The organism is Actinoplanes sp. NPDC023714, from assembly GCF_040639855.1.
Lineage (GTDB): Bacteria > Actinomycetota > Actinomycetes > Mycobacteriales > Micromonosporaceae > Actinoplanes.
Genome location: NZ_JBFAAR010000002.1, coordinates 81,294 through 102,391 on the forward strand (window position 1 = coordinate 81,294; position 21,098 = coordinate 102,391).

At 70.5% G+C, this 21,098-nt stretch carries 21 protein-coding genes; 8 read left to right on the plus strand and 13 right to left on the minus strand.

The window, feature by feature from the left end:
- Positions 1–15: 15 nt before the first annotated feature.
- On the minus strand, positions 16–1,029 hold the full coding sequence (locus AB0G10_RS08135) for a LacI family DNA-binding transcriptional regulator (protein WP_360918054.1): 1,014 nt from the start codon (positions 1,027–1,029) through the stop codon (positions 16–18).
- A gap of 174 nt (positions 1,030–1,203) precedes the next feature.
- Between AB0G10_RS08135 and AB0G10_RS08140 the strand changes: the two genes are divergently transcribed.
- The 4 genes from AB0G10_RS08140 (at position 1,204) to AB0G10_RS08155 (ending at position 4,085) form a co-directional block, all read left to right on the plus strand.
- Positions 1,204–1,740 (plus strand): inosine/xanthosine triphosphatase, encoded by a 537-nt coding sequence (locus tag AB0G10_RS08140; RefSeq protein ID WP_360918055.1) that lies wholly within the window; start codon positions 1,204–1,206, stop codon positions 1,738–1,740.
- A gap of 115 nt (positions 1,741–1,855) precedes the next feature.
- On the plus strand, positions 1,856–2,944 hold the full coding sequence (locus AB0G10_RS08145) for a hypothetical protein (protein WP_360918056.1): 1,089 nt from the start codon (positions 1,856–1,858) through the stop codon (positions 2,942–2,944).
- Positions 2,941–3,561, plus strand: a complete 621-nt coding sequence (locus AB0G10_RS08150) for a class I SAM-dependent methyltransferase (protein ID WP_360918057.1) — start codon at positions 2,941–2,943, stop codon at positions 3,559–3,561. Before AB0G10_RS08145 ends, AB0G10_RS08150 begins: the two co-directional genes overlap by 4 nt.
- Entirely contained in the window at positions 3,558–4,085 is a 528-nt protein-coding gene (locus tag AB0G10_RS08155) for an AAA family ATPase (protein ID WP_360918058.1), read from the plus strand. The genes AB0G10_RS08150 and AB0G10_RS08155 overlap by 4 nt, the downstream gene beginning before the upstream one ends.
- Positions 4,086–4,465: 380 nt before the next feature.
- Here the strand turns inward: AB0G10_RS08155 and AB0G10_RS08160 are convergent, their stop codons facing one another.
- The 10 genes from AB0G10_RS08160 to AB0G10_RS08205 form a co-directional block, all read right to left on the minus strand.
- Complete coding sequence (locus AB0G10_RS08160; RefSeq protein WP_360918059.1) at positions 4,466–4,957, minus strand: Hsp20/alpha crystallin family protein; 492 nt, start codon at positions 4,955–4,957, stop codon at positions 4,466–4,468.
- Between the two features lie 158 nt (positions 4,958–5,115).
- Positions 5,116–6,030 (minus strand): formylglycine-generating enzyme family protein, encoded by a 915-nt coding sequence (locus AB0G10_RS08165; protein ID WP_360918060.1) that lies wholly within the window; start codon positions 6,028–6,030, stop codon positions 5,116–5,118.
- Between the two features lie 5 nt (positions 6,031–6,035).
- Positions 6,036–7,580 carry a sulfatase-like hydrolase/transferase gene (locus AB0G10_RS08170; RefSeq protein ID WP_360918061.1) on the minus strand — a complete coding sequence of 515 codons (1,545 nt, stop codon included), beginning with the start codon at positions 7,578–7,580 and terminating at the stop codon, positions 6,036–6,038.
- Positions 7,490–8,449: an aliphatic sulfonate ABC transporter substrate-binding protein gene (locus tag AB0G10_RS08175; protein ID WP_360918062.1), complete on the minus strand. Its 960-nt coding sequence runs from the start codon at positions 8,447–8,449 to the stop codon at positions 7,490–7,492. The genes AB0G10_RS08170 and AB0G10_RS08175 overlap by 91 nt, the downstream gene beginning before the upstream one ends.
- Positions 8,446–9,207 carry an ABC transporter ATP-binding protein gene (locus AB0G10_RS08180; RefSeq protein ID WP_360918063.1) on the minus strand — a complete coding sequence of 254 codons (762 nt, stop codon included), beginning with the start codon at positions 9,205–9,207 and terminating at the stop codon, positions 8,446–8,448. Before AB0G10_RS08180 ends, AB0G10_RS08175 begins: the two co-directional genes overlap by 4 nt.
- Positions 9,204–10,016: an ABC transporter permease gene (locus tag AB0G10_RS08185; protein WP_360918064.1), complete on the minus strand. Its 813-nt coding sequence runs from the start codon at positions 10,014–10,016 to the stop codon at positions 9,204–9,206. The genes AB0G10_RS08180 and AB0G10_RS08185 overlap by 4 nt, the downstream gene beginning before the upstream one ends.
- Complete coding sequence (locus AB0G10_RS08190; RefSeq protein ID WP_360918065.1) at positions 10,013–11,188, minus strand: ROK family transcriptional regulator; 1,176 nt, start codon at positions 11,186–11,188, stop codon at positions 10,013–10,015. The genes AB0G10_RS08185 and AB0G10_RS08190 overlap by 4 nt, the downstream gene beginning before the upstream one ends.
- A gap of 141 nt (positions 11,189–11,329) precedes the next feature.
- Positions 11,330–12,325 carry a Ppx/GppA family phosphatase gene (locus AB0G10_RS08195; protein WP_360918066.1) on the minus strand — a complete coding sequence of 332 codons (996 nt, stop codon included), beginning with the start codon at positions 12,323–12,325 and terminating at the stop codon, positions 11,330–11,332.
- 103 nt (positions 12,326–12,428) lie between these two features.
- On the minus strand, positions 12,429–13,310 hold the full coding sequence (locus AB0G10_RS08200; protein WP_360918067.1) for an LLM class F420-dependent oxidoreductase: 882 nt from the start codon (positions 13,308–13,310) through the stop codon (positions 12,429–12,431).
- A 1,471-nt stretch (positions 13,311–14,781) separates the two neighbouring features.
- Entirely contained in the window at positions 14,782–16,872 is a 2,091-nt protein-coding gene (locus AB0G10_RS08205) for a catalase (protein ID WP_360918068.1), read from the minus strand.
- Positions 16,873–16,962: 90 nt separating this feature from the next.
- Here AB0G10_RS08205 and AB0G10_RS08210 point away from each other — a divergent pair, with 90 nt between their 5' ends.
- Together AB0G10_RS08210 and AB0G10_RS08215 are read left to right on the plus strand one after the other, a co-directional pair.
- Positions 16,963–17,805 (plus strand): P1 family peptidase, encoded by an 843-nt coding sequence (locus AB0G10_RS08210; protein WP_360918069.1) that lies wholly within the window; start codon positions 16,963–16,965, stop codon positions 17,803–17,805.
- Positions 17,806–17,831: 26 nt separating this feature from the next.
- Positions 17,832–18,872, plus strand: coding sequence for a TIGR03617 family F420-dependent LLM class oxidoreductase (locus tag AB0G10_RS08215; RefSeq protein WP_360918070.1), 1,041 nt, complete (start codon positions 17,832–17,834; stop codon positions 18,870–18,872).
- Here the strand turns inward: AB0G10_RS08215 and AB0G10_RS08220 are convergent.
- On the minus strand, positions 18,814–19,194 hold the full coding sequence (locus AB0G10_RS08220) for a DUF427 domain-containing protein (protein WP_360918071.1): 381 nt from the start codon (positions 19,192–19,194) through the stop codon (positions 18,814–18,816). The two genes, AB0G10_RS08215 and AB0G10_RS08220, sit on opposite strands and share 59 nt — an antisense overlap.
- Before the next feature lie 47 nt (positions 19,195–19,241).
- Here AB0G10_RS08220 and AB0G10_RS08225 point away from each other — a divergent pair, with 47 nt between their 5' ends.
- Positions 19,242–19,697: a YbaK/EbsC family protein gene (locus AB0G10_RS08225; RefSeq protein WP_360918072.1), complete on the plus strand. Its 456-nt coding sequence runs from the start codon at positions 19,242–19,244 to the stop codon at positions 19,695–19,697.
- An 82-nt stretch (positions 19,698–19,779) separates the two neighbouring features.
- On the opposite strand, the gene AB0G10_RS08230 is transcribed toward AB0G10_RS08225, so the two are convergent.
- Positions 19,780–20,634, minus strand: coding sequence for an SDR family oxidoreductase (locus AB0G10_RS08230; RefSeq protein WP_360918073.1), 855 nt, complete (start codon positions 20,632–20,634; stop codon positions 19,780–19,782).
- Positions 20,635–20,717: 83 nt separating this feature from the next.
- On the opposite strand from AB0G10_RS08230, the gene AB0G10_RS08235 reads away from it, so the two are divergent.
- The gene (locus AB0G10_RS08235; RefSeq protein WP_360918074.1) at positions 20,718–21,095 is read left to right on the plus strand and encodes a helix-turn-helix domain-containing protein; all 378 of its coding nucleotides are present in this window, start codon (positions 20,718–20,720) and stop codon (positions 21,093–21,095) included.
- Positions 21,096–21,098: the final 3 nt, after the last annotated feature.

Genomic DNA, 21,098 nt, shown 5'->3' on the forward strand with positions numbered 1-21,098 from the left:
CGGCGGAGCCGGTGATCAGCCGAGGGGTGCGGTGCTCTCCCGCACCATCAGCTTGGTGACCAGCTCCACCCGCGGGGTCTCGATGGTCTCGCCGCGCGACAACCGCAGGACGGTCCGCGCGGCGAGCGCCCCCATCTCGGCGAGCGGCTGCCGGACCGTGGTGAGCGGGGGAGAGGCCCACTGCGACTCGGGCAGGTCGTCGAACCCGACCACGCTGAGCTGATCCGGCACCCGCAGCCCGCGCCGCCGGGCCGCCTCGCACGCGCCGAGCGCCATCAGGTCGCTGGACGCGAAGATCGCGGTCGGCGGGTTCGGTGAGTCCAGCAGCTTGCTCGCGGCCGCGAACCCCGACTCGTGCCGGAAGTCGCCCGTCTCGATCAGCTCCTCCTCGGCCTGCAGCCCGGCCGCCTCCAGCGCGGCCCGGTAGCCGTCCAGCCGGGCCCGGCTGCACAGCAGGTTCTTCGGCCCGGCGATGAACCCGATCCGCCGGTGCCCCAGCGACAGCAGATGGTCGGTGGCGGTGCGCCCGCCGGACCAGTTCGTCGCGCCGATCGTCGGCACGTCCGCGGCCGCGCCGCCGGCCGGGTCGATGATCACCACGGGCACCTTGAGCCGGTGCAGCTCGGCGTGGATCGGCTCGGCCACGTCCGAGGTCACGAAGATGACGCCGTCGGACGCGCGGGCCCGCAGATTCTGCAGCCACTGCCGGGCCGCCGTGGTCCGCCGGTGCACCTGGGAGACGACCGTGCCGACCCCGGCCGCGTGGCTGACGTCCTCCACGCCGCGGATCAGCTCGAGCGCCCACGGGCTGTCCAGGTCGTTGAAGACCAGGTCCACCAGCCGGGCCCGGCCCGAATGCCGAGAGTTGCGGGGCCGGTAATCGTGCTCGCGGAGAAGCCTCTCGATCAGCTCACGCGTCTGGGGCGACACGTCGGAGCGCCCGTTGAGCACGCGGGACACCGTGGGGACCGAGACACCGGCCGCCTCGGCGATGGCCGCGATGGTCACACGTTGCCTGGACAGGGCCATGGGAGCGCTCCTTACGGCCGGGCTGCTCCGGCTGCAACTTCCGGTACCGGCATCGAAATCATGCCATGCCGGGTTCGCGCGCTCCACCTGCCCTCGCGGTGTTCCACCGCGATCTCCCTCGAAAGATCGATACCTGTCAGTCATGGGCCTGTCGCGTGTTGTTAGCATCGCGCCATGCGCGTTGCCGTCGGGTCGACGAACCCGGTCAAAATAGCCTCGGTCCGCGGTGCATGCGGCCAGCTCTGGCCGGACCGCGAATGGTCGTTCGACGCGATCGCCGCGCCGTCCGGGGTGAGCGCGCAGCCGCTCAGCGACGAGGAGGCGCGGACCGGCGCCCGGGCCCGGGCCGTGTACGCGCAGAAGCATCTCGACGCCGACTACGGCGTCGGCATCGAGGGCGGCCTGCAGAAGGTCGAGGGCTACTGGTTCAACGCGGCCTGGGTCGTCGTGGTGGACCGGGCCGGCCTGGAGGGGATGAGCAGCACCACCAGCGTGGCGGTGCCCGACGGCCTGCTGCCGCTGATCGAGGCGGGGCACGAGCTGCGGGACGCCTGCGAGATCCTCTGGGGAGGGTCCCGGACGGCGTACCACGGTGGACTGATCGGTGTGCTCACCGACGGGACCCTCGACCGCACCGGGGTCTACGTGGACGCCGTGGTGGCGGCCCTGACCCGTTTCCGGCACCCGGAGATCTTCGACCGCCGGTCGTAGCACCGCCGGCCGTAGCAATAGGACGGGAGTGTCAGTGCCGGATACCGGCAGGATCGCGATCGAAAACAAGATCGTCAAAGACATCTATCGTAATCATCGGCATTTCCTCCCGGGCATGAACTGCTCGCCACGCGAGCTGCGCGCGCATTTCGCCGGCCGCATTCTCCAGGACGGACTCGACGAGGAGGAGAAACTGCTCATCCTGTCGATCCTGCCGTCCGGATCGGCCGAGATCCTGCTCGAGGTGGCGGACAAGGGGCTGAGCGGCTCGAAGACCTTCCACGCCCGGTACCGGATTCCGGACGGCCTCTCCAAGCGCTTCGTCGTCAAGGTCGGCACCCTGCGGAAGATCGAGCGCGAGGCGTCGGCCGTGCTGCAGTTCGCGGCGCCGCTGCTGGACGGCACGAACAGCCCGGTCTGGCGCCGTGGCGAGACCAAGGCGGTGATCGCGCAGGAGCTGGTCAACCTCAACCGCGGCGCGCAGCTCAGCAGCCTGCGCAACCGGCTGCGGGAACGGCCGGACTCGGCCGAGTCGGTGAGCCGGCTCCTGCGGGACGGCCTGGCGCCCTGGTACGAGGACCCGATCGCGAACGGCCCGGTCCCGATGACGCTGGACGCGCTCTTCAGCCGGCACGTGCGGCGCGGCGGGGCGGTCGTGCATCCGGAGGACTGGGTCCTGCTGAAGGAGTGGACCGAGAACCTCTCCGGCGTCGCGTGGCGGGAGCCGTCCGAGGTGATCGGCGATCTCCTGCGGCGCACGGTCCGGGTCCCGAAATCCATCTCGCACGGCGATCTGCATTCCCAGAACATTCTGGTGGACCCGGCCGGGCGGTGCTGGCCCATCGACTTCGCGTGGTGTACAAACAACAGCAGTCTCGTAGTGGATCTCGTCATGCTGGAATGCTCGCTGAAATTCCTCGCATTCCCGATGCGCGCCGATCTGCAGGAGATGATTCGCCTCGAGCGTGCGCTGACAAATGAATACATCTATTCGGGTTCGCTGCCGCTGATGCCGTACGCCACCGAGCTCCGGAACGTCCTCGGCGGCCTGGTGGAGGTCCGCCGGTTCGCCCGGGACGCCGGGATCTCCTTCGCGGACTACCGGGCGTGCCTGGCGGTCATGACGAGCAGCCTCGCCACCCACGCCAAGCTGAACAGGCCGCTCGTGCTGGCGAGCCTGCAGATACTGATGGGATCAGTATGACGTTCGCCGGTTCCTACGATGAGCTGTACGCCGAACGCGGCCATGCCCCGCTGTGGGGGCCGGGTCCGGGCCGGCTCGTCGGCAGGATCCTCGAGTGGTGCTCCGGCGGGGAGGTCCTCGACGCGGGCTGCGGCGACGGCAAGAACGCGCTCTTCCTGGAACGGCACGGCTTCGCGGTGACCGGCATGGACGTCAGCAGCCAGGCCCTCGACCTCCTGGCCGACCGGTTCGCCGCGGCGGGCCACGTCCCCAAGGGGTCGTACCTGCAGGGCGACGTCGCCCAGTGGGCGCCCGATGGGCCCTTCGACGTCCTGCTCTCGTACGGACTGTTCCATTGTCTGGATCCGGCGGATCGCGTACGGCGTCACCGCGAACTCCAGGCATCCGTGCGGCCCGGGGGCATAATCGTGTTCTGTGCGCTGAGCGACGGCATTCCGATGCCCGACGACCACCGGACTCCCGGCGTCACCCTCGCCGGCCCGGACGAGCTGTCGGCCCTGTGGGACGGTCACGAGATCATGGAGAGCACGGTAGGACAGATCGCCGAGGAGCACCCGCCGCACGTGCCCTTACACCGGCACGAGGTCACCTGGACCGTCGCGCGGGTGTCGCCGTGACGGCCCGTGTGCCGTTCCCGGTGGCGATCGTGGTCACCGGCCCGGCCGGCTCCGGCAAGTCGAAGCTGTCCCGCGCCATCGCCGAACGGGCCAACTGCCCGGCCGTCAACGTCGGCAGCCTGATGGAGCAGGAGCTGCTCAAGCACGGCATGGTGATGAACCACCGCCGCGACATCGGTCCCGCCTTCCTGGAGCGTCTCGGCCAGCATGCCTACGTCGACCTGGTGGTCGACGCCCTCCGCCCCGGCGTGGTCGTGGAGGGCGTACGCCTCGCCGTCGCCCTGAAGGAGGCGGCGGCCCGCCGCCGCCCCCTCTTCCACGTGGCCCGCACCGAACGCCCCGGCTGGCAGGTGGCCCCCTCCGAACCCTTCGCCGCCGACGTCCTCGCCATGCGCGATGCGGCCGACCTCGTGGTCGGCTGGTTGCCCACCTCGGCGGCCCTCGAGCGCGAGGCCACCCGCGTCATCGCCGGCGCCCGCGGCCTGGTCCGGGGCTCCCACCCCGACGTCCCGGCCCGCCGATAGCAGGCCACCTGCCCCCGGCGCCGCAGGCCGGCCGTCTCACCGTCATCGAGGCGGAGCAGGACCGGCGGCTTCGGCCCCGAAGTGACCCCCTCTCCACGCCCGGCCGCTCGGCCCGCCACGCCTGGTCGTGGTCCGGAGTCGGCGTGCGGATGGTCGCTGCGGCGCCGTGACGGGGTCAAGGATGGGCGCGTCTCCTGATGGCCAGGGCGCCCGGCTGTGGGTGGCTGTGACCATCAGTGACCCATGGCTCCCGTCGCCGGGCGTCCCGCAACGCCACCCATCGGCAGGGGCCTCATACGTGTGCTGCTCGATGAAACGGTGATCGGGCCGGCGCACCGCCGGCCCGATCGCGGATGGGGAGAGTTCCATCGTGGCCGCTGTCAGGACTTCGCGGCCTCCACCACGTCGCCGTTGATCGCCGGACCGGATGCGGGGTCCTCGGCTGCGGTCAGCGAGGAGCGGCCCGGACCGGACATGATCTCGATGCGGCGGGGCTTCGCCGCCTCGGCCACCGGGATGGTCAGGGTCAGGACGCCGTCCTGCCAGGTCGCGCTGATCCGGTCGAGGTCGAGGCCGTCGCCCAGGGTGAGCCGGCGCTCGAACGTGCCGGTCAGCCGCTCGCGCCGGACCCACTGGACGTCCGCGTCGGTCCGCGCGGTCCGCTCCGCGCGGATGGTCAGCACGCGGCCGTCGACGTCGACCTGGACCGAGCCGGGGTCGATGCCGGCGAGGTCGCAGTGCAGGACGAAGTGGTCGCCGGAGCGGTAGAGGTCCATCGGCATGGCCGTGCTCGCACCGCCCGAGACGGGGCTGGTCAGCATCTGGCCGGCGAGCCGGTCGAACTCACGGAAAGGATCGAAAGTCAGCACCACGGATCCACCTCCTCGAGACCGCCGCCGGACTGTCCGGCGGCTCGTGGCGCTCGGCCGTCAATCGTCGCCGAGTGTGGTACCAGATCTCTCTGACCTGGCCCGACAAGACATTTTTTAGCACTGCCTCCCGGCGAGTGCCAAGCCTTTCGCGAAAAAATTCAGAGCGCCGTACGGAACCCCGTGTTGCCGGTCGAGGAGTCCGGCGTGTTGGCGGAGCGGGCGGCGTTGCGGTAGCGGTTGCAGTACGAGTCGTGGCACAGGTACGACCCGCCCCGGATCACCTTGGCGGTCCCCTCGGCCGGCCCGCGCGGGTCCTCGGCGGGCGCGACGGCGTAGTAGTCGCGGGCGAACCAGTCGGCGACCCACTCCCAGACGTTGCCGACCGGCTGCCACAGGCCGTACGCGTTCGGCGCGAACGACCGGACCGGCGCCGTCGTGAGGAATCCGTCGGCGGTCGTGTTCTCGTACGGAAATCGACCCTGCCAGATGTTGAGCGCATGGCCCGTATCGGGCAGCTCGTCACCCCACGGATAGCGCAGGGAGGGCAGGCCGCCGCGGGCCGCGCACTCCCACTCCGCCTCGGACGGCAACCGGCGGCCGGCCCAGGCGCAGTAGGCCTCGGCGTCGTTCCAGCTCACGTGCACGACGGGGTGGTCGTCGTGGGCCGTGTCCGAGGGGCCGCCCGGATGCTGCCAGTCGGCCCCGGAGACGCCGAGCCACCACGGGGTGCCCTGCATCTCGCCTACGACCTGTTCGGGATCGGTCAGGGCGAGGTGGAAGACCGCGGACCAGCCGAACTGCTCGGCGTCGGTCCGGTACCCGGTCGCCGCGACGAAGGCGCGGAAGTCGGCGACGGTCACCGCGGTGGCGTCGATCGTGAACGCGGGGACCCGTACCGGATGAACCGGCTGCTCACCGTCGGCCCAGGCGCCGTCGGAGTGCGCGTCGCCCATCGCGAAGGTCTGGGCGGGAACGGGGATCTGCTCGATCCGGTGCGTCCCGGCGCCGCCGATCGTGAGCGGCGCCGGGATGTGGGCGGACGGGCGGTCCGAAGACGGCGTGCAACAATCCATAATCGCTAGGATAAGTAGGATTGATCGTCGAGACCGCTCAGGGTCGGGTCGTGATCGACGTCGCCGACCTGGTACATCGACGTCATCCAGTGGTAGAACCGGTCGTCCCGCTCGACCAGGAGCCGGTACAGGCGTCCCAGCATCCGGTCGCGGACCGGCGCCATCTCCGGATGGCCGTAGACGTTGAGCAGCTCGTCCGGATCCTGGGCGAGGTCGTAGAGTTCGTTCACCGACTCCGGGTTGACCACCAGCTTGTAGCGGTCGTCGCGGAGCATGCGCTGCGGGTACGGGAAGTGGTGCCCGTGGAACTCGCAGACGATGTCCGGCTGCCACTCCGGGCGCTCGCCCCGGACCAGCGGGGCGAGGCTCCGCGAGTCGACCGCCGGGGCGGTGTCGGCGCCGGCCAGGTCGAGGATCGTGGCCGTGCAGTCGAGCAGGCTCACGAACTCGTCGCGGACCTGCGGCGGGGCGCCCGGGATCCGGATGATGCCCGGGGTCCGGTAGATGTCCTCGTACATGGCCGGGCCCTTGTCGTGCAGCCGGTGCGACCCGGTGAACTCGCCGTGGTCGCAGGTGAAGAAGACGGTGGTGCCCGCCTCGTCCACGGCGTCGAGGATCCGGCCGATCTCGTAGTCGATCATCGACACGTAACCCCGGTAGACCGCGATCAGCTTGCGCGTCACCTCGATCGGCATGGTGTCGAACGTCCAGTGCGCGCTGTAGTTGCGCTGCACCGGCGGCTTGCCCTCGAACGTCTCGGCGATCGACTTCGGCAATTCCACGCCGGCCGGGTCGATCAGGTCGAAGTATTCGTCCGGGACGATGTAGGGAAGATGCGGCCCGAAGAAGTGGGTGGCCAGATAGAAGGGCCTGTCCTCGCTCCGGTAACGGCGCAGCAGCTCGATCGTCCGGTCCGCCAGATAGTGCTCGAAGGTCGCCTCGACCGGCTGATTCAATCGGGCGGCGAGCAGATTTCCGGGTCCGCCGTTCGGCAGGGTCCCCCGGATCCGATCATTTATTTCGTACGGGGGAAGGTCGTGCTCCTTGAGATAGGCGAGGTAATCCGGGTGGTCGACAGGGTTGTGCCAGCCCGGGAGATGCGGGCCGTCGAACCCGTAGTCGGCCGGCGACTTCGCGCTGCTGGCGTGCCATTTGCCGAGCAGACCGCAGTTGTATCCGCGCTCCTTCAGCGCGATGCCGAAAGTGAACGCGTCGTCCGGCAGGTCCTCCTGATAACCGACGTTCCGCTCCCGGTTGGCGAGCACCTTGTGCCGGAACGGCGCCTGCCCGGTGAGCAGGCTGGCCCGCGCCGGCGTACAGATCGCGGTGGGCGTGTACCACCTGTCGAAGCGCGTTCCGGTGGCCGCCAGGCGGTCCAGATTCGGGGTGCTCACCCCCGGATTCCCGTAGGCGCCGAGGGTGTCCACCCGGTGCTGATCCGTCATCAGGAAAAGGAAGTTCACGGCAGGCCCAGGTAGTAGGTCGACGGCTCCGGATTGGACGGCAGCTTGCCCGCGCCGACGAAGTAGGAACCCATTCCGGTCAGCCATTTCGCGACCGTTCCGTCGCTGACATAACCGTCGACGGTCTTCGCGTCGAGCATCCGGCTGTTCGCGGCGTCGGCCTTCACCGCGTCGACGGTCTGCTTGTTCATCGCCGCCACGAGCTGCACGGTCTCGTCGGGGTGCGCGGCCCGGTAGTCCATGGCCTCGCGGAGCACCTCCCTGACGGCGGCCGTCCGGTCGGCGGCCACGTCGTTGCCCGCCACGAACGCGGTCGGGAACGCCATCTGGTCGGCGAAGTCGGCGTTCTCGGCGAGCTCCACCAGGTCCGGCGTGCGCTGCTTGATGGTGCCGAGCAGCGGATACCAGATGCCCGCCGCGTCGATCTGCCCGGCCGCGAACGCCGTGACGATGGTGGCCGGTTCCATCGGCACGCGCTCGACGTCGTCGTTCGTGAGCCCGGCCTTCCGCAGCGCCAGGGTCAGGATCATGTCGCCGGACGTGCCCTCCGGGACGCCGATCTTCTTGCCCTTGAGCTGCGCCAGGCCGGTGATCCCCGGCTGCGCGATCACGCGGTCGGCGTTGCCGAGCGAGTTCAGCGAGACGATCTTCGCCTTGCCGGAGGCGGGCAGCCAGACCGCGCCCGGTCCGATGTAGCCGTAGTCGAGGTCGCCGGCGTTCATCGCGGTGATCTGAAGCGGTCCGTTGGTGAAGACCTTGGCGTCGGGCTCGAGGCCGTGTTTCGCCCACAGCTTCTGATCGCCGGCGACGGCCAGCAGGCTCGTGCCGTTGTAGTCGGCGATGTAGCCGAAGCGCACTTTCCGCAGCGATTCCCCGCCTGCCTCGTCGCCGCTTCCGCCGCAGGCGGAAACGGCGAGCAACGATGCCGCGGCGATGGCCGCGAAGACCTTTTTCACGGTACGGGCTCCTGATGGTGAACGGCGCTCCACACGCGATTGCGGAGCGCGGTGAACGCGGGGCTGAGCCGGATCTCGTCGGTCCGGGGGTAGGGCAGGCCGACGTCGACGATCTCGGCGATCCGGCCGGGGTGGGCCGCCATGACGACGACCCGGTTGGCGAGGAAGACGGCTTCGTCGACGTCGTGGGTGATGAAGAGGATCGTGCGTTTCTCCCGGTCCCAGGTGGCGAGAAGCTGTTCCTGCAGCCGGACGCGGGTCATCGCGTCGACGGCGCCGAACGGCTCGTCCATGAGCAGGATCGACGGGTTGACGGCGTAGGCGCGGGCGATCGCGACGCGCTGTCTCATGCCGCCGGACAGGGTCTTCGGCAGGGCGCCGGCGAATTTCCCGAGGCCGACGAGCTCGATGAAATGGTCGGCGATCCGGCGTCGTTCGGCTTTGGGCACGCCTTTGTTGCGCAGGCCGAATTCGACGTTCTCGCGCACGGTCAGCCACGGGAAGAGCGCGTACTGCTGAAAGATCACCCCGCGTTCCGGCCCGGGCCCGGTCACCGGTGCGCCGTTCACCAGCGCGCGGCCGCTGCTCGGCGTCTCGAGACCGGCCAGGATGTTCATGAGGGTCGTCTTCCCGCAGCCCGAGGGCCCGACGACGGTGACGAACTCGTTGCCGGCGAGCTCCAGGGAGACGTCGCCGAGCGCGACGAACTCCCGCCCGTTCAGGGGGAATACTTTCCGGACATGCTCGATGCTGATCATCGGGTCTCCTGCCAACTCGTCAGCCGCTTCTCCGCGAGCAGCAGGATCCGGTCCATCCCCAGCCCGAGCACGCCGATCGTGATCAGTCCTACGAAGATCGTCGGAAGGTCGTAGTAGAGCTGCGCGCTCTGCATCCGGTAGCCGAGCCCCTGCTGGGCGGCGATCAACTCGGCGGCGACGAGCGTGGCCCACGACGAGCCGAGGCCGACGCGCATCCCGACGAGGATGAACGGCGATGACGCGGGGATCACCACCCGGCCGAAAATGATCCGGTCATTGGCTCCGAGGACCCGGGCCGCGTTGATCAGTGTCCGGTCGACGCCGACCACGCCCTGGAGGGTCGCGATCACGCACGACAGGAAGGAGGCCAGGAAGATCACGAAGATCTTCGGCGTCTCCTCGATGCCCATCAGCACGATCGCGAGCGGGATGATCGCCAGCGGCGGGATGGTCCGGAAGAACTGGATCCACGGTTCCACCAGGGCGCGTACCGGGGCATACCAGCCCATCAGGAACCCGACCGGCACGGCCAGCGCCACGCCGAGCAGGAATCCGGCCAGCACGCGCGTGAGGCTCGCCAGCACATCCGCGGCCAGCGTGCCGTCGGCGATCAGCTCGCCCGCGCGGGTCAGCACCGCGGGCGGCGCCGGAATGTCGTGGCCCGCGAGCGAGAAGCCCCACCACAGCCCGATTCCGATCACCACCGAGATCAAATTCAAGATCAATTTGCGTACGGGCGGCCGCCGCCGTGGCTGCGCGCCGGCAGCGACAGCGGCCCCCGCCCTGGTGTCGGCCTCGACCAGGCTCACCGTTCGTCCTCTCGTGGTCCGGTCTCGTGGTAGTCGTCGAGCAGCGGCGACTGCCGGAAGATCGCGGCGATCGCTCCCCGCGCCCCGTCGTCGTCCCCGAGCCGCGCCGCCCGCACGCTGAGTGCCTGGCCGGTGATGCGTTCGGCGTCGATGACCCGGGCCGCGCCGCCGACCAGCTCCGGGACCGCGCGGACGAGAGGGCCGCCGATCACGACGAGTTCCGGGTCGAGGACCAGCGCCGCGGCGGCCAGCACCCGCCCCACCGCGCCGGCGATGCGGTCCATGGCGGCGGCGACCGCGGGCTCGTGCCGGCGGCCGGCCAGGTCGTCGAGGTCCGCGGCGCCGGCCGCGGCCAGGGCCGGCGCCACGGCGGCGACGGTCTCCAGGCATCCCCGCTTGCCGCAGCGGCACAGCGCCCCACCGGGGACCGCGCTGACGTGCCCGAACTCGCCCGCCGCCCCGCCGGCCCCGGCCACCAGCCGGCCGCCGACGACCAGACCGCCGCCGATGCCGTCGGCCAGCCTGATGTAGAGCACGTCCCGCGCATCGGTGGTCCCGGCCTCGGCCAGCGCCGCGAACCGCGTGTTGTTGCCGACCAGCACCGGCGCGGCGAACCGTTCCCGGAAGGCCGCCAGCACCTCGTCCCGGGCCGACCGGCCCCGATCGCGGTCGGCGGTGGCCTGCGGGATGCCGGCCGGGTGCGGGCCGGTCACGCCGACCCCGACGCCCTGCAGGGCGGAGAGGCCGATGTCCTGGTTGCGGCTCAGGCGATCGACGAGGGTCAGGGCCGCGCGGATGCGCGCCGGGAGGGAGATCTTCGTCGGGTACGGGGTGACGCCGCTCGCGATGATCTCGTGGGCCGCGTCGGCGACCACGACGCGTACCCGGGTGTGCCCGAGGTCGACGCCGAGGAACTGGCCGGACCTCGGGTCGAGCGCCAGCAGTTCGGCGGGGCGGCCGCTGCCCGCCCGCCGGTGCGCGTCGGTGGTCGTCACGACGATCGCGCCGCGGCCGAGCAGGTCGCCGGTGATCTCCGAGAGCGTGGTGCGCGACAGGCCGGAGCGGGCCGCGATCTGGGCCCGGCTCAGCGTTCCGTGCTCACGGAGGATCGCCAGGACGCGCTCCTCGTGAGCGCGCCTGACCAGGGCATGGACACCACCAGTGACGGGCACGCCGGAAACCGTAGGCGCCCGCCAATTTTTCCGTCAACGATCCGACAGAATTATCTCTTCTAAACCGCTAGGAAAACTTCCCCGCCGCCGGGAAAGCCGGATTTGCCGGACCAGTATTCAGACCTGGACTCAGACCTGGACTCAGACCAGGACGAGGGAACGCGACCAGGGAGCCGGGGTCCAGCACGCGGCCTGCGGGGAGTCGGGCTCCTCGGCGAACCGGCGGAGGAGGATGCCCTCCCGCAGACCCCACGGGCAGACCCGGGCGGTGTCCTCGCCGAAGGCGCCGAGCAGCTCGTGGGCGATCACCGCGCCGGCCAGGATCTGGTGGGCCCGGTGGGCGGAGACGCCGGGCAGGCGCTCGCGTTTGGCGCTCGGCAGGCGGGAGAGGCGCTCGATCCACTTGCGCAGCGGTTTGCGCTGGACGTAACGGGGGCGGTGCGGGCCGTGGCGCATCGGCGCGGCGCCGGTGAGCCGGGCCAGCTGGTAGAACGTGCGGGACGCTGCCACCACGGTCCGGGGCGCCGGCCAGTGGCCGGGCATGACGCCGTCGCGGATCTCGCTCCTCACGTGACGGCGCAACCGGCGGACCGCGGCGCTGGACGGCGGATCTCCGTCGTACAGAAACTCTCTCGTCATTCGCCCCGCACCCAGCGGAAGCGACAGTGCCAGCTCGGGCAGCTGCCGGACCCCCGACGCGACCTCCAGGGTGCCGCCGCCGATGTCGAGCAGCAGCATCCGCCCGGCCTCGCGGCCCAGCCAGCTGCGGGCGGCCAGGAACGTCAGCTCGGCCTCCTCGACGCCGGAGAGGGCGCCGAGCCGGATGCCGGAACGGTCCTCGATCTCGTCGAGGACGCGCTCCCGGTTCGCGCAGTCGCGGATCGCCGCCGTACCGAAAGCGAAGATCTCCTCGACGCCGGCGCGACGCGCGTGTCCCACCGCTTCCGCGACGGCGTCCGCGACGCGTACCCGGCCCTTCGTCTCGATCGCGCCGTCCGGGTCGATGCAGGTGGCGACGTGTGTCCGGACCTTCCACGAGCGTGCCGGAAAGGGCTTCTTCGCCTCGATCCGGTTGCCGGACTCGCTGACGACCAGGTTGACCGCTTGAGAGCCGACGTCGAGGACACCTATCCGCATCGGCGCCGCCTACCCAAAATCCGCCCGCTCTCACCTCGGCAACATGCGTGACGCCTCACACGGCCGTGGCCGGCGAGGCGCCCGTCAAGTCTAGCCGGAACTCTCAGGTGAACTGCGGAATCACCTCTTCGGCGAACCGGAGCAGGGGCTCGTGGTCGTAGGCGGCGCGCGGGAAGTAGGCGATGACGTAGTCGGCGCCGGCGTCCCGGATCTGCTCGACCTTGCGGGTCAGGCCGGCCGTGGTGTCGCCCGGCTCGACGTTGAGGCTCGTCGACTTGGCGATCCGGTCGTAGTCGCGGCCGAGGGTGTCGCAGTGCTGCCGGAGGACGGCCAGCTTCTGCTTGATGATCTCCGGGTCGCCGTTGCCGAGGTTGCTGCCGTCGGCGTACTGCGCCACCAGCTTCAGCGTCACCTTCTCGCCGCCGCCGCCCAGCCAGAACGACGGGTGGGGCTTGCGGACGCCCTTCGGCTCGTTGATCGGCTTGTCGATGCTGTAGTGCCTGCCCTGGAAGACCGGCTCGTCCTCGGTCCACATCTTGTGCACGATCTGCACCGCCTCGCGGAAGGCGGCCATCCGGGCGGGGACGTCGGCCCACTCGTACCCGTAGGCCTTCCACTCGTGCTCGTACCACCCGGCGCCGAGACCGGCGTAGAGACGGCCGCGGCTGGCGACGTCGACGGTGGAGGCCATCTTCGCGTAGAGCGACGGGTGGCGGTAGCCGTTGCAGCCGACCATCTGCCCGATGTTGACGCGGCTGGTGTCCCGGGCCAGCGTGGCGGTCACGGTCCAGGCCTCGAACGTGGTCTGCATCGAGGGCTCGGGAAACGTGTGGAAGTGGTCGTAGACCCAGATGCTGTCCCACGGGCCGGCGTCGGCCAGCTTCGCCACCTGGGTCATCGCCTCGTACTGCTCGATCGGGTCGGCGATCTCGTCGAGATCGTTCTTCCAGCCCTGCGGAACGAAAACCCCGAAACGCATGCTCATGAGGGGTAACCTACCCGCCGATCATGGATGGGAGCGGCGGCCCACCTGATCTCCAGCATCGATTTCGACCATCGTTCGCCACCCGGCGGTCATCGGTGGCTGCCGGTATCGGAGGGGTAACGGTCTCGCGGGGCGCGTGTGCCTGACAGCGCCGGTGGCGTGAGGCTGTCAGACAGACGTCGACGCGGGGGAGCAGTCGCATGTTCAGAGTCGTCGTGGGCGCGGTGCGGTTCCGGGCGGCGCAGGCGGCCGCGCTGCTGATCCTGACCGCGCTGCCGCGACCGTGGCGGCCGCCGCGCCGTGGTACCCCGCCGCCGCGCAGGCCCGCACCTCGCGGGCCGTCATCAACGCGGTGCCCGAAGGCGATCGCATCCTCACGGTGCATCAAACAGCCGGCCCCTAGGCCCGCGATCTGCCCGCCATCCATGGGCGACCACCGATCCAATCTCGAACGCGCCCCCTACCCGTCACCGATCTTGAACGCGGGACCGCCCACAGCCGCCAATCTTGAACGCGGGACCACCCACCGCCGCCAATCTTGGACGCGGGACCACCCACCGCCACCAATCTTGGACGATTGCCCACCCAGAAAGCGATCTTGGACGACCACCCACCGGAAACGGTGGTCAACCGTCCAAGATCGCGTGAGGGTTCCGCAACCCTGCGACGAGGCTGCCGTCTGCTCCTCGTCACGCCGCGTATTGCTAGCCCGCACTGCCGTCAACTGCTCGGCGTAGAGCATGCTCGCTTCGCCGCCGCCGCCGCCGCCGCCAACTCGCTAACGCCGCCGGCCGCGATCTTGAACGATTCACCGCGCGCCCGCGGCGATCTTGGACGCTCGGCCACCGAAAGCGGTGGGCAATCGTCCAAGATCGGCAGAAAGGGGGCCGATCGTTCAAGATCGGCGGGGCGGACTCGGGGCCTGCGACGGCGCCGCCGACGTGAGTAACGGCGTCACAAGCGATCTTGGACGCTCGGCCACCGAAAGCGGTGGTCAACCGTCCAAGATCGCTGGAGGAGGGGGAGCTGTCGTTCAAGGTTGGCCGGGGGCTCGGGGGCTCGGAGGGCTTGTGGGGACGCTGCCGGCTTGAGCAAGCCGACTACTTATGGGCGCTGTGCTGCTGTCGGTTGTTCGGCTTGGGTTGTGTTCGGGTTGCTGCTTTGGCGATTCGCTCGCCCACCCGGCTAACCGCGATCTTGGACGATTGGACCACCAAAAAAGGCGATCTTGGACGAGAGGCCACCGGGAACGGTGGTCGATCGTCCAAGATCGCCTGCGTGGGAGCCCGCGTGGGAGCCCGCGTGGGAGCCCGCGTGGGAGCCCGCGTGGGAGCCCGCGTGGGAGCCCGCGTGGGAGCCCGCGTGGGAGCCCGAGGTGAGTCAGAGGTCAGGTCAAGGGCTCTTGGTCACGGTCGGCTCCGGGAGGACCGGGGGGCCGCGCACCGAAGAACAGCGCGGCCCCCGCCCACCCTCAGGAACCCTGCGAAGAAGCCGCCGGCTTGAGGAGGGGCATCCGCTCCCACGCACGGTGCTTGGCCAGCGCCGCCGTCAACTGCTCGGCGAACGCCTTGCTCGCATCCCCGTTGGTGAGCACACCGGGCGCCGCCGGGTCGATGCCGGCCGTCCGAAGCAGCTGCTCGCCGTCACCCCAGGAGCCGATCGCCTTCGCGTGCCGGAACGCCTCCTGCAGCAGGACCGTCACCTGCAGGTCGACGAGCTTGCCGGCGCCGTCCGCGACCAGGACCGCGTCGAACTCCACGGACCGGGCGGTCTGGAACGTCCGCTCGACGATCTCCTTGCCGTCCAGGATGCCGCCGATCGGGGCGATCACCCGGAGCACCACGCCCTGCGCCTTGAGCGCCTTGCGCAGCGTGTCGATGCCGGACAGGTCGGCGCCCGGACCGGCGATCACCCCGACGATCCGGCCGGCGACCGGCCAGAGCTTGTCGGTGATCTGGGCGAGCGCGGGGGAGGGCGTGACCTCGGCGGGCGGCTCGCCCTGCGGGGCCGGCAGGCCGAGGCCGGCGGCCACCTTCGCGGTCAGGCCGGCGTCGACCTTCGCGAGGACCGTGAGCATCCGCTCGCGGATCGGCGTCTCGTAGCACTTGCCCAGCTCGAAGGTGAACGCCTCGACCATGTGCTCCTGCTCGATCGGCGTGAGGCTGTGGTAGAAGAGCGCCGCCTGCGAGTAGTGGTCGGCGAACGACGCCGGGTTCTCCCGGATCTTGACGCCCTGCACCGGCTTCGGCAGGTGGACGTACCCGGCCGGGTCGGCCTCCGGCGCCTCCGGGCCGCCCAGGCTGTTCGGCAGGTAGGGCGCGATGCCGCGGTGCACCACGCTCTGGTGCATGCCGTCGCGCAGGTTGTCGTTCACCGGCGCGTGCGACCGGTTGATCGGCAGCTGGGTGAAGTTCGGCCCGCCGAGCCGGCTCAGCTGGGTGTCCAGGTAGGAGAAGAGCCGCGCCTGCAGCAGCGGGTCGTTCGTCACCTCGATGCCGGGGACCAGGTTGCCCATGTGGAAGGCGATCTGCTCGGTCTCGGCGTGGAAGTTGTCGGTGTTGCGGTTCAGCACGAGCTTGCCGATCGGCTGCACCGGCGCGAGCTCCTCCGGGACGATCTTCGTGGGGTCGAGCAGGTCGATGCCCTGGAAGGTCTCGTCACCGGTGTCCGGCATGACCTGCACGCCGAGCTCGTACTCGAAGAACAGGCCCGCGTCGATCGAGTCGGTGAGGTCGCGGCGGTGGAAGTCGGGGTCGACGCCCGCGGCGATCTGCGCCTCCTCCCACGCGAGGGAGTGCACGCCGGCGACCGGCTTCCAGTGGAACTTCACGAGCGCCGTCTCGCCGGCCGCGTTGACCAGGCGGAACGTGTGGACGCCGAAGCCCTCCATGGTCCGGTACGAGCGCGGGATGGCCCGGTCCGACATCGCCCAGAACACGTGGTGGGTGGCCTCGGTGTGCAGCGAGACGAAGTCCCAGAACGTGTCGTGCGCGGTCTGCGCCTGCGGAATCTCCCGGTCCGGGTGCCACTTGGCGGCGTGGATGAGGTCCGGGAACTTGATGCCGTCCTGGATGAAGAAGACCGGCATGTTGTTGCCGACCAGGTCGAAGTTGCCCTCGTCGGTGTAGAACTTGGTCGCGAATCCGCGGGTGTCGCGGACGGTGTCGGCGGAGCCGCGCGAGCCGAGGACCGTCGAGAAGCGGACGAAGACCTCGGTCTGCTTGTTCTTCTCGGCGAGGAACCCGGCCTTCGTGATGGACGCGGCGTTGCCGTAGGCGGTGAACACGCCGTAGGCGCCCGAGCCCCGCGCGTGCACCACGCGCTCCGGGATCCGCTCGTGGTCGAAGTGGGTGATCTTCTCCCGGAGGTGGAAGTCCTCCATCAGCGCCGGACCGCGGGTGCCCGCCTTCAGCGAATGATCGGTGTCGGACAGCCGCAGACCCTGCGCCGTGGTCAGAGCCTCCCCGGTCTGCAGTCCGCGCTCCGGCGCGAGCGACGCCTGCAGCGGCGTGGACTCGGCAGGGTCGAGGGACGCCGGGCTGGGAAGTGTAGGTTCTGGCATCGCTCTCTTCCTTCGGATCTTCGATTTAGGATCGCGACGGCCTCCATACCCACGAAAATCCGGACGGAACGTTGCGTAGGGTCGGTATTTATGGACCCACAGCTCCTCACCGCGTTCGCCGGCAACTGGAGCGGCGGCGGCACCGGCGTCACCGTGATCCTGCCGCCGCCCGGCACGGTCGGCTCCGGCGAGGTCCGCGGCGGGGCGCCCGCCACCCGGGAGTTCGAGCTTCTCCACCCCAGTCGCCTGGTCGACCGGGTGGACGCCGTGGTGCTCTCCGGCGGGTCGGCCTTCGGCCTCTCCGCGGCCGACGGCGTCGTGCAGGTCCTGCGCTCCCGGGAGCAGGGATTCCCGACCCCGTTCGGCCCGGTCCCGATCGTCGTCGGCATGTCGATCTTCGATCCGTCCGTCGGCGGCACGCCACCGGGGGCGGCGGCCGGGCGCGATGCCGCCCTCGCGGCCCTGCGGGGAGATCCCTTCCTGCCGGGTACGTCGGGAGCGGGCGTGGGTGCGACCACCGGCAAATGGCGGGGCGGCCCGGCGCCGGGTGGGCTCGGGGTGGCCCGCGGCCGGTCCGGCGCCGCGTCGGTGGCCGTCGTGGCGGTGGTCAACGCCTGGGGCGACGTGATCGGGGCGGACGGCACGCCGGTGCTCCCGGCCGGCGACGGTGATCCGGTCACCCCTCCCGGCCTCACGAACACCACGATCGCCGTGGTGCTGACCGACGCGAGGCTCACCAAGGCGGACTGCTTCCTGCTGTCCCAGAGCGGTCACGACGGGTTCGCGCGGGCCCTGCACCCGGCCCACTCCCGCTACGACGGCGACGCCGTGGTGGCGCTCGCGACCGGCGACGTGGAGGCCGACCTCGACCTGCTGCGCGCAACGACCACCGAGGTGACCGCGGAGGCGATCCGCGCGGCGGCGGCCCGGTGATCGTTTTTCCTTGGTATGCATGAACGATGTTCGTTGACTTCGCCGCGCCGGTCGCGGCCTCACCGGCCGAGGCGGAGACCGCCGCCGTCTCGGCGGAACAGGTCGGATACGACGGTTTCCTGGCGGCGGAGACGAAGCACGACGTCTTCACGACGCTCGCCCTGGTGGCCCGCGCCACCGCCCGGATCAGCCTTCAGTCGGCCATCGCGGTGGCGTTCGCGCGCAACCCGATGAACGTCGCGGTGCTCGCCAACGACCTCCAGCTGATCAGCGAGGGCCGCTTCCGGCTCGGGCTGGGATCGCAGGTCAAGCCGCACATCGAGCGGCGGTTCGCGATGCCGTGGGGGCAGCCGGCGAAGCGGATGGAGGAGTTCACCGGCGCGATCCGGGCGATCTGGCGGGCCTGGGAGACCGGCGACCGGCTGATGTTCCGCGGCGAGTTCTACAAGCACACCCTCATGACCGACTTCTTCAACCCGGGACCGAACCCGTTCGGGAACCCGCCGCTCGAGCTCGCGGCCGTCGGCGAACGGATGATCACGGTGGCCGGCCGGGCCGCGGACGGGCTGCTCGTGCACCCGCTGACCAGCCCGGCGTACCTGACCGAGCGGATCCTGCCGTGCCTGCGCGAGGCGCGCGGCGGCGACCTCGGCGGCTTCACGCTGCAGATGAGCGCCATGGTGGTGCTCGGCGCGGACCCGGCTCAGCGGGCCCGCGCCGAACAGGCGGTACGCGGGCAGATCGCGTTCTACGCGTCGACGCCGTCCTACCGTCCCGTGCTCGAGCTGCACGGCTGGGGCGATCTCGCCGACCGCCTCGCCATGATGTCGCGGCGGCAGGACTGGACCGCGATGGCCGCCGAGATCACCGACGACGTGCTCGACGCCTTCGCGGTGTCCGGGGACGCCGCGGCCGTCGCCGACGGCCTGCGATCCCGGTTCGGCACGTCGATTGATCGGATTTCGCTATATACGCCGTACGAGGCGGATCGCTACCAGATGGCCGCGGTCAGAGCGGCGTTGTCTCGATCGAGTCCACCCGGTTCGGATAGAACGCCACGTGGTTGACGATCGGCGCCACGGCGTCGAACGGCTCGGCGTACTCCCAGATCGCGTCCACCGACTTCTCGCCCCCGACCGGGATCGAGTAGTAGCCGGCCTCGCCCTTGTAGGGGCAGTAGGTCGTCGTCGACGTGCGTTCCAGCAGCGACCGGTCCACGTCCGTGAGCGGCACGTAGTACGCCGGCGGATAGTTCGCCTCCTGCAGGGTCAGCGCGTTGCGGCTGTCCGCCACCACCTTGCCGGCCACCGTGACGACGACCCGCTCGGTGCTGGGCCGCACGGTGATCGGATGATCCGGACCGGGCTGAAGCCGAGGTTTGTCGGCCATCGAAGTCCCCTCTCGTCGATGTTTCCGAAGCTTATTACCCTGATCTTGTGACGACCCCCGCGATCACCGCAGCGACCGCCCTCGGCATCCCCTTCGAGGTGATCACCCACGGCCCGGTCGCCAGCGTCGAGGAGGCCGCGGCGGCCCAGGGCGTCGAGGTCCGTGACCTGGTCAAGACCCTGGTGGTCCGCCGGGCCGAGGGCGAGTACCTGTTCGTCCTCGTCCCCGGCGACCGTTCGATCTCCTGGCCGAAACTGCGGACCCTGCTCGGTGTGAACCGCCTCTCCATGCCGGACGCCGCGACGGCGAAGGACGCCACCGGGTACGAGCGGGGCACCATCACCCCGTTCGGCGCGGCGAAACCGTGGCCGGTGATCGCCGACGAGCGCACCCGGGGCCGCACCGTCAGCCTCGGTGCCGGAGAGCGGGGCCTGGGCCTTCGCGTCCCGGCCGACGAGGCCGTCGCGGCACTGGGCGGCACGTTCGCCGACGTCACCGAGTGAGCCCGGCACCGAGTGAGCCCGGCACCGAGTGAGCCCGGCACCGAGTGAGTCCCGGCATCGGCTGAGTCACGGCACCGGCTGATCAGGCCTTGAGCAGCGCCGCCACGGCCTCGGACAGCGGCGTCGACGGGCGGCCGATCAGCTTCGCCAGGTCGTCGCTGCCGGTGTCGAGGTGGCCCTCAGTGATCTTGAAGTCGGTGTCGGCGAGCAGGCCCGCGTACGCCTCCGGCAGCCCGAGCCCGGCCAGCACCGCCTGGTACTCGGCGACCGGCAGGTCCTGGTAGGCGACCGGCTTGCCGGACTGCTCCGCCACCTCGGCCGCGAGCTCGGCCATGGTGAACGGCGTGCCGCCCAGCTCGTACACGCCGGCCTCGCCGGACAGCAGCACCGCGGCGGCGGCCTCGGCGTAGTCGGCGCGGGTGGCGGCGGCGATCCGGCCGTCGCCGGCGCTGCCCGCGATCGTGCCGGTGTGCAGGGCGCCGGCGACGCTTCCGGCGTAGTTCTCGATGTACCAGCCGTTGCGCAGCAGGGCGGTCGGGATGCCGGACGCCGCGAGGGCCTGCTCGGTGGCGAGGTGCTCCGGCGCGAGCCCGATCGGGCTGCTGTCCGCCCGCAGGATGCTGGTGTACGCGAGGAATCCGACCCCCGCCGCGACGGCGGCGTCGATGACGGCCCGGTGCTGCGGAACCCGCTGGCCCACCGCGTTCCCCGAGATCAGGAGCAGGCGGTCGACCCCGGCGAAGGCCGCGGCCAGCGTCGGCGGCTCGTCGTAGTCGGCCCGGCGGACCTGCACGCCGAGCGCCGCGAGCGGGGCGGCCTTGGCGGTGTCGCGGACCGCCGCGACGATGTCGCCCGGCGCGGCGCCCCGCGCGATGAGCGCCTCGACGACGAGGCGGCCGAGGTGGCCGGTGGCACCGGTGACGGCGATGGTGGTCATGTGAATCTCCTTAGAAGGTGCTGCGGTCAAAGCATGCACTAACTTTTCGAAAGTGCCAACTCTGAGTTGGTATCGTCTACGTCATGACCGACCCGGATGACGACCTGATCCCCAGCGTCTTCGCCCGCGACTGCCTCTCCCGCGACGTGCTCGGCGACGTGACCGGCCGCTGGGGCGGGCTCGCGCTGGCGGCGCTGCACGAGGGCTCGTTCCGGTTCAACGCGCTGCGCCGCAAGGTCGACGGCGTGAGCGAGAAGATGCTGGCCCAGACGCTGCAGGCGCTGGAGCGGGACGGGCTGGTCCGCCGCGAGGTGCAGGCCACCATCCCGCCGCGGGTGGAATACAGCCTGACCGAGCTGGGCGAGCGGGTCGCCGCGAAGTTCGTCGAGCTGATCGAGCTGGTCGAGGGTGAGATCAAGACCATGCGTGCGGCGCAGCGGGCGTACGACGAGCTGCGATAGGTT

What these genes read in the sequence shown, in the direction of transcription:
- AB0G10_RS08220 (WP_360918071.1), bottom strand. Translation starts at nt 19,194, where the DNA reads ATGGCCGACAAACCTCGGCTTCAGCCCGGTCCGGATCATCCGATCACC.
- AB0G10_RS08135 (WP_360918054.1), bottom strand. Translation starts at nt 1,029, where the DNA reads ATGGCCCTGTCCAGGCAACGTGTGACCATCGCGGCCATCGCCGAGGCG.
- AB0G10_RS08170 (WP_360918061.1), bottom strand. Translation starts at nt 7,580, where the DNA reads ATGGCTGACCGGAATGGGTTCCTACTTCGTCGGCGCGGGCAAGCTGCC.
- AB0G10_RS08215 (WP_360918070.1), top strand. Translation starts at nt 17,832, where the DNA reads ATGTTCGTTGACTTCGCCGCGCCGGTCGCGGCCTCACCGGCCGAGGCG.
- AB0G10_RS08230 (WP_360918073.1), bottom strand. Translation starts at nt 20,634, where the DNA reads ATGACCACCATCGCCGTCACCGGTGCCACCGGCCACCTCGGCCGCCTC.
- AB0G10_RS08195 (WP_360918066.1), bottom strand. Translation starts at nt 12,325, where the DNA reads ATGCGGATAGGTGTCCTCGACGTCGGCTCTCAAGCGGTCAACCTGGTC.
- AB0G10_RS08165 (WP_360918060.1), bottom strand. Translation starts at nt 6,030, where the DNA reads ATGGATTGTTGCACGCCGTCTTCGGACCGCCCGTCCGCCCACATCCCG.
- AB0G10_RS08200 (WP_360918067.1), bottom strand. Translation starts at nt 13,310, where the DNA reads ATGAGCATGCGTTTCGGGGTTTTCGTTCCGCAGGGCTGGAAGAACGAT.
- AB0G10_RS08205 (WP_360918068.1), bottom strand. Translation starts at nt 16,872, where the DNA reads ATGCCAGAACCTACACTTCCCAGCCCGGCGTCCCTCGACCCTGCCGAG.
- AB0G10_RS08145 (WP_360918056.1), top strand. Translation starts at nt 1,856, where the DNA reads ATGAACTGCTCGCCACGCGAGCTGCGCGCGCATTTCGCCGGCCGCATT.
- AB0G10_RS08140 (WP_360918055.1), top strand. Translation starts at nt 1,204, where the DNA reads ATGCGCGTTGCCGTCGGGTCGACGAACCCGGTCAAAATAGCCTCGGTC.
- AB0G10_RS08210 (WP_360918069.1), top strand. Translation starts at nt 16,963, where the DNA reads ATGGACCCACAGCTCCTCACCGCGTTCGCCGGCAACTGGAGCGGCGGC.
- AB0G10_RS08180 (WP_360918063.1), bottom strand. Translation starts at nt 9,207, where the DNA reads ATGATCAGCATCGAGCATGTCCGGAAAGTATTCCCCCTGAACGGGCGG.
- AB0G10_RS08150 (WP_360918057.1), top strand. Translation starts at nt 2,941, where the DNA reads ATGACGTTCGCCGGTTCCTACGATGAGCTGTACGCCGAACGCGGCCAT.
- AB0G10_RS08235 (WP_360918074.1), top strand. Translation starts at nt 20,718, where the DNA reads ATGACCGACCCGGATGACGACCTGATCCCCAGCGTCTTCGCCCGCGAC.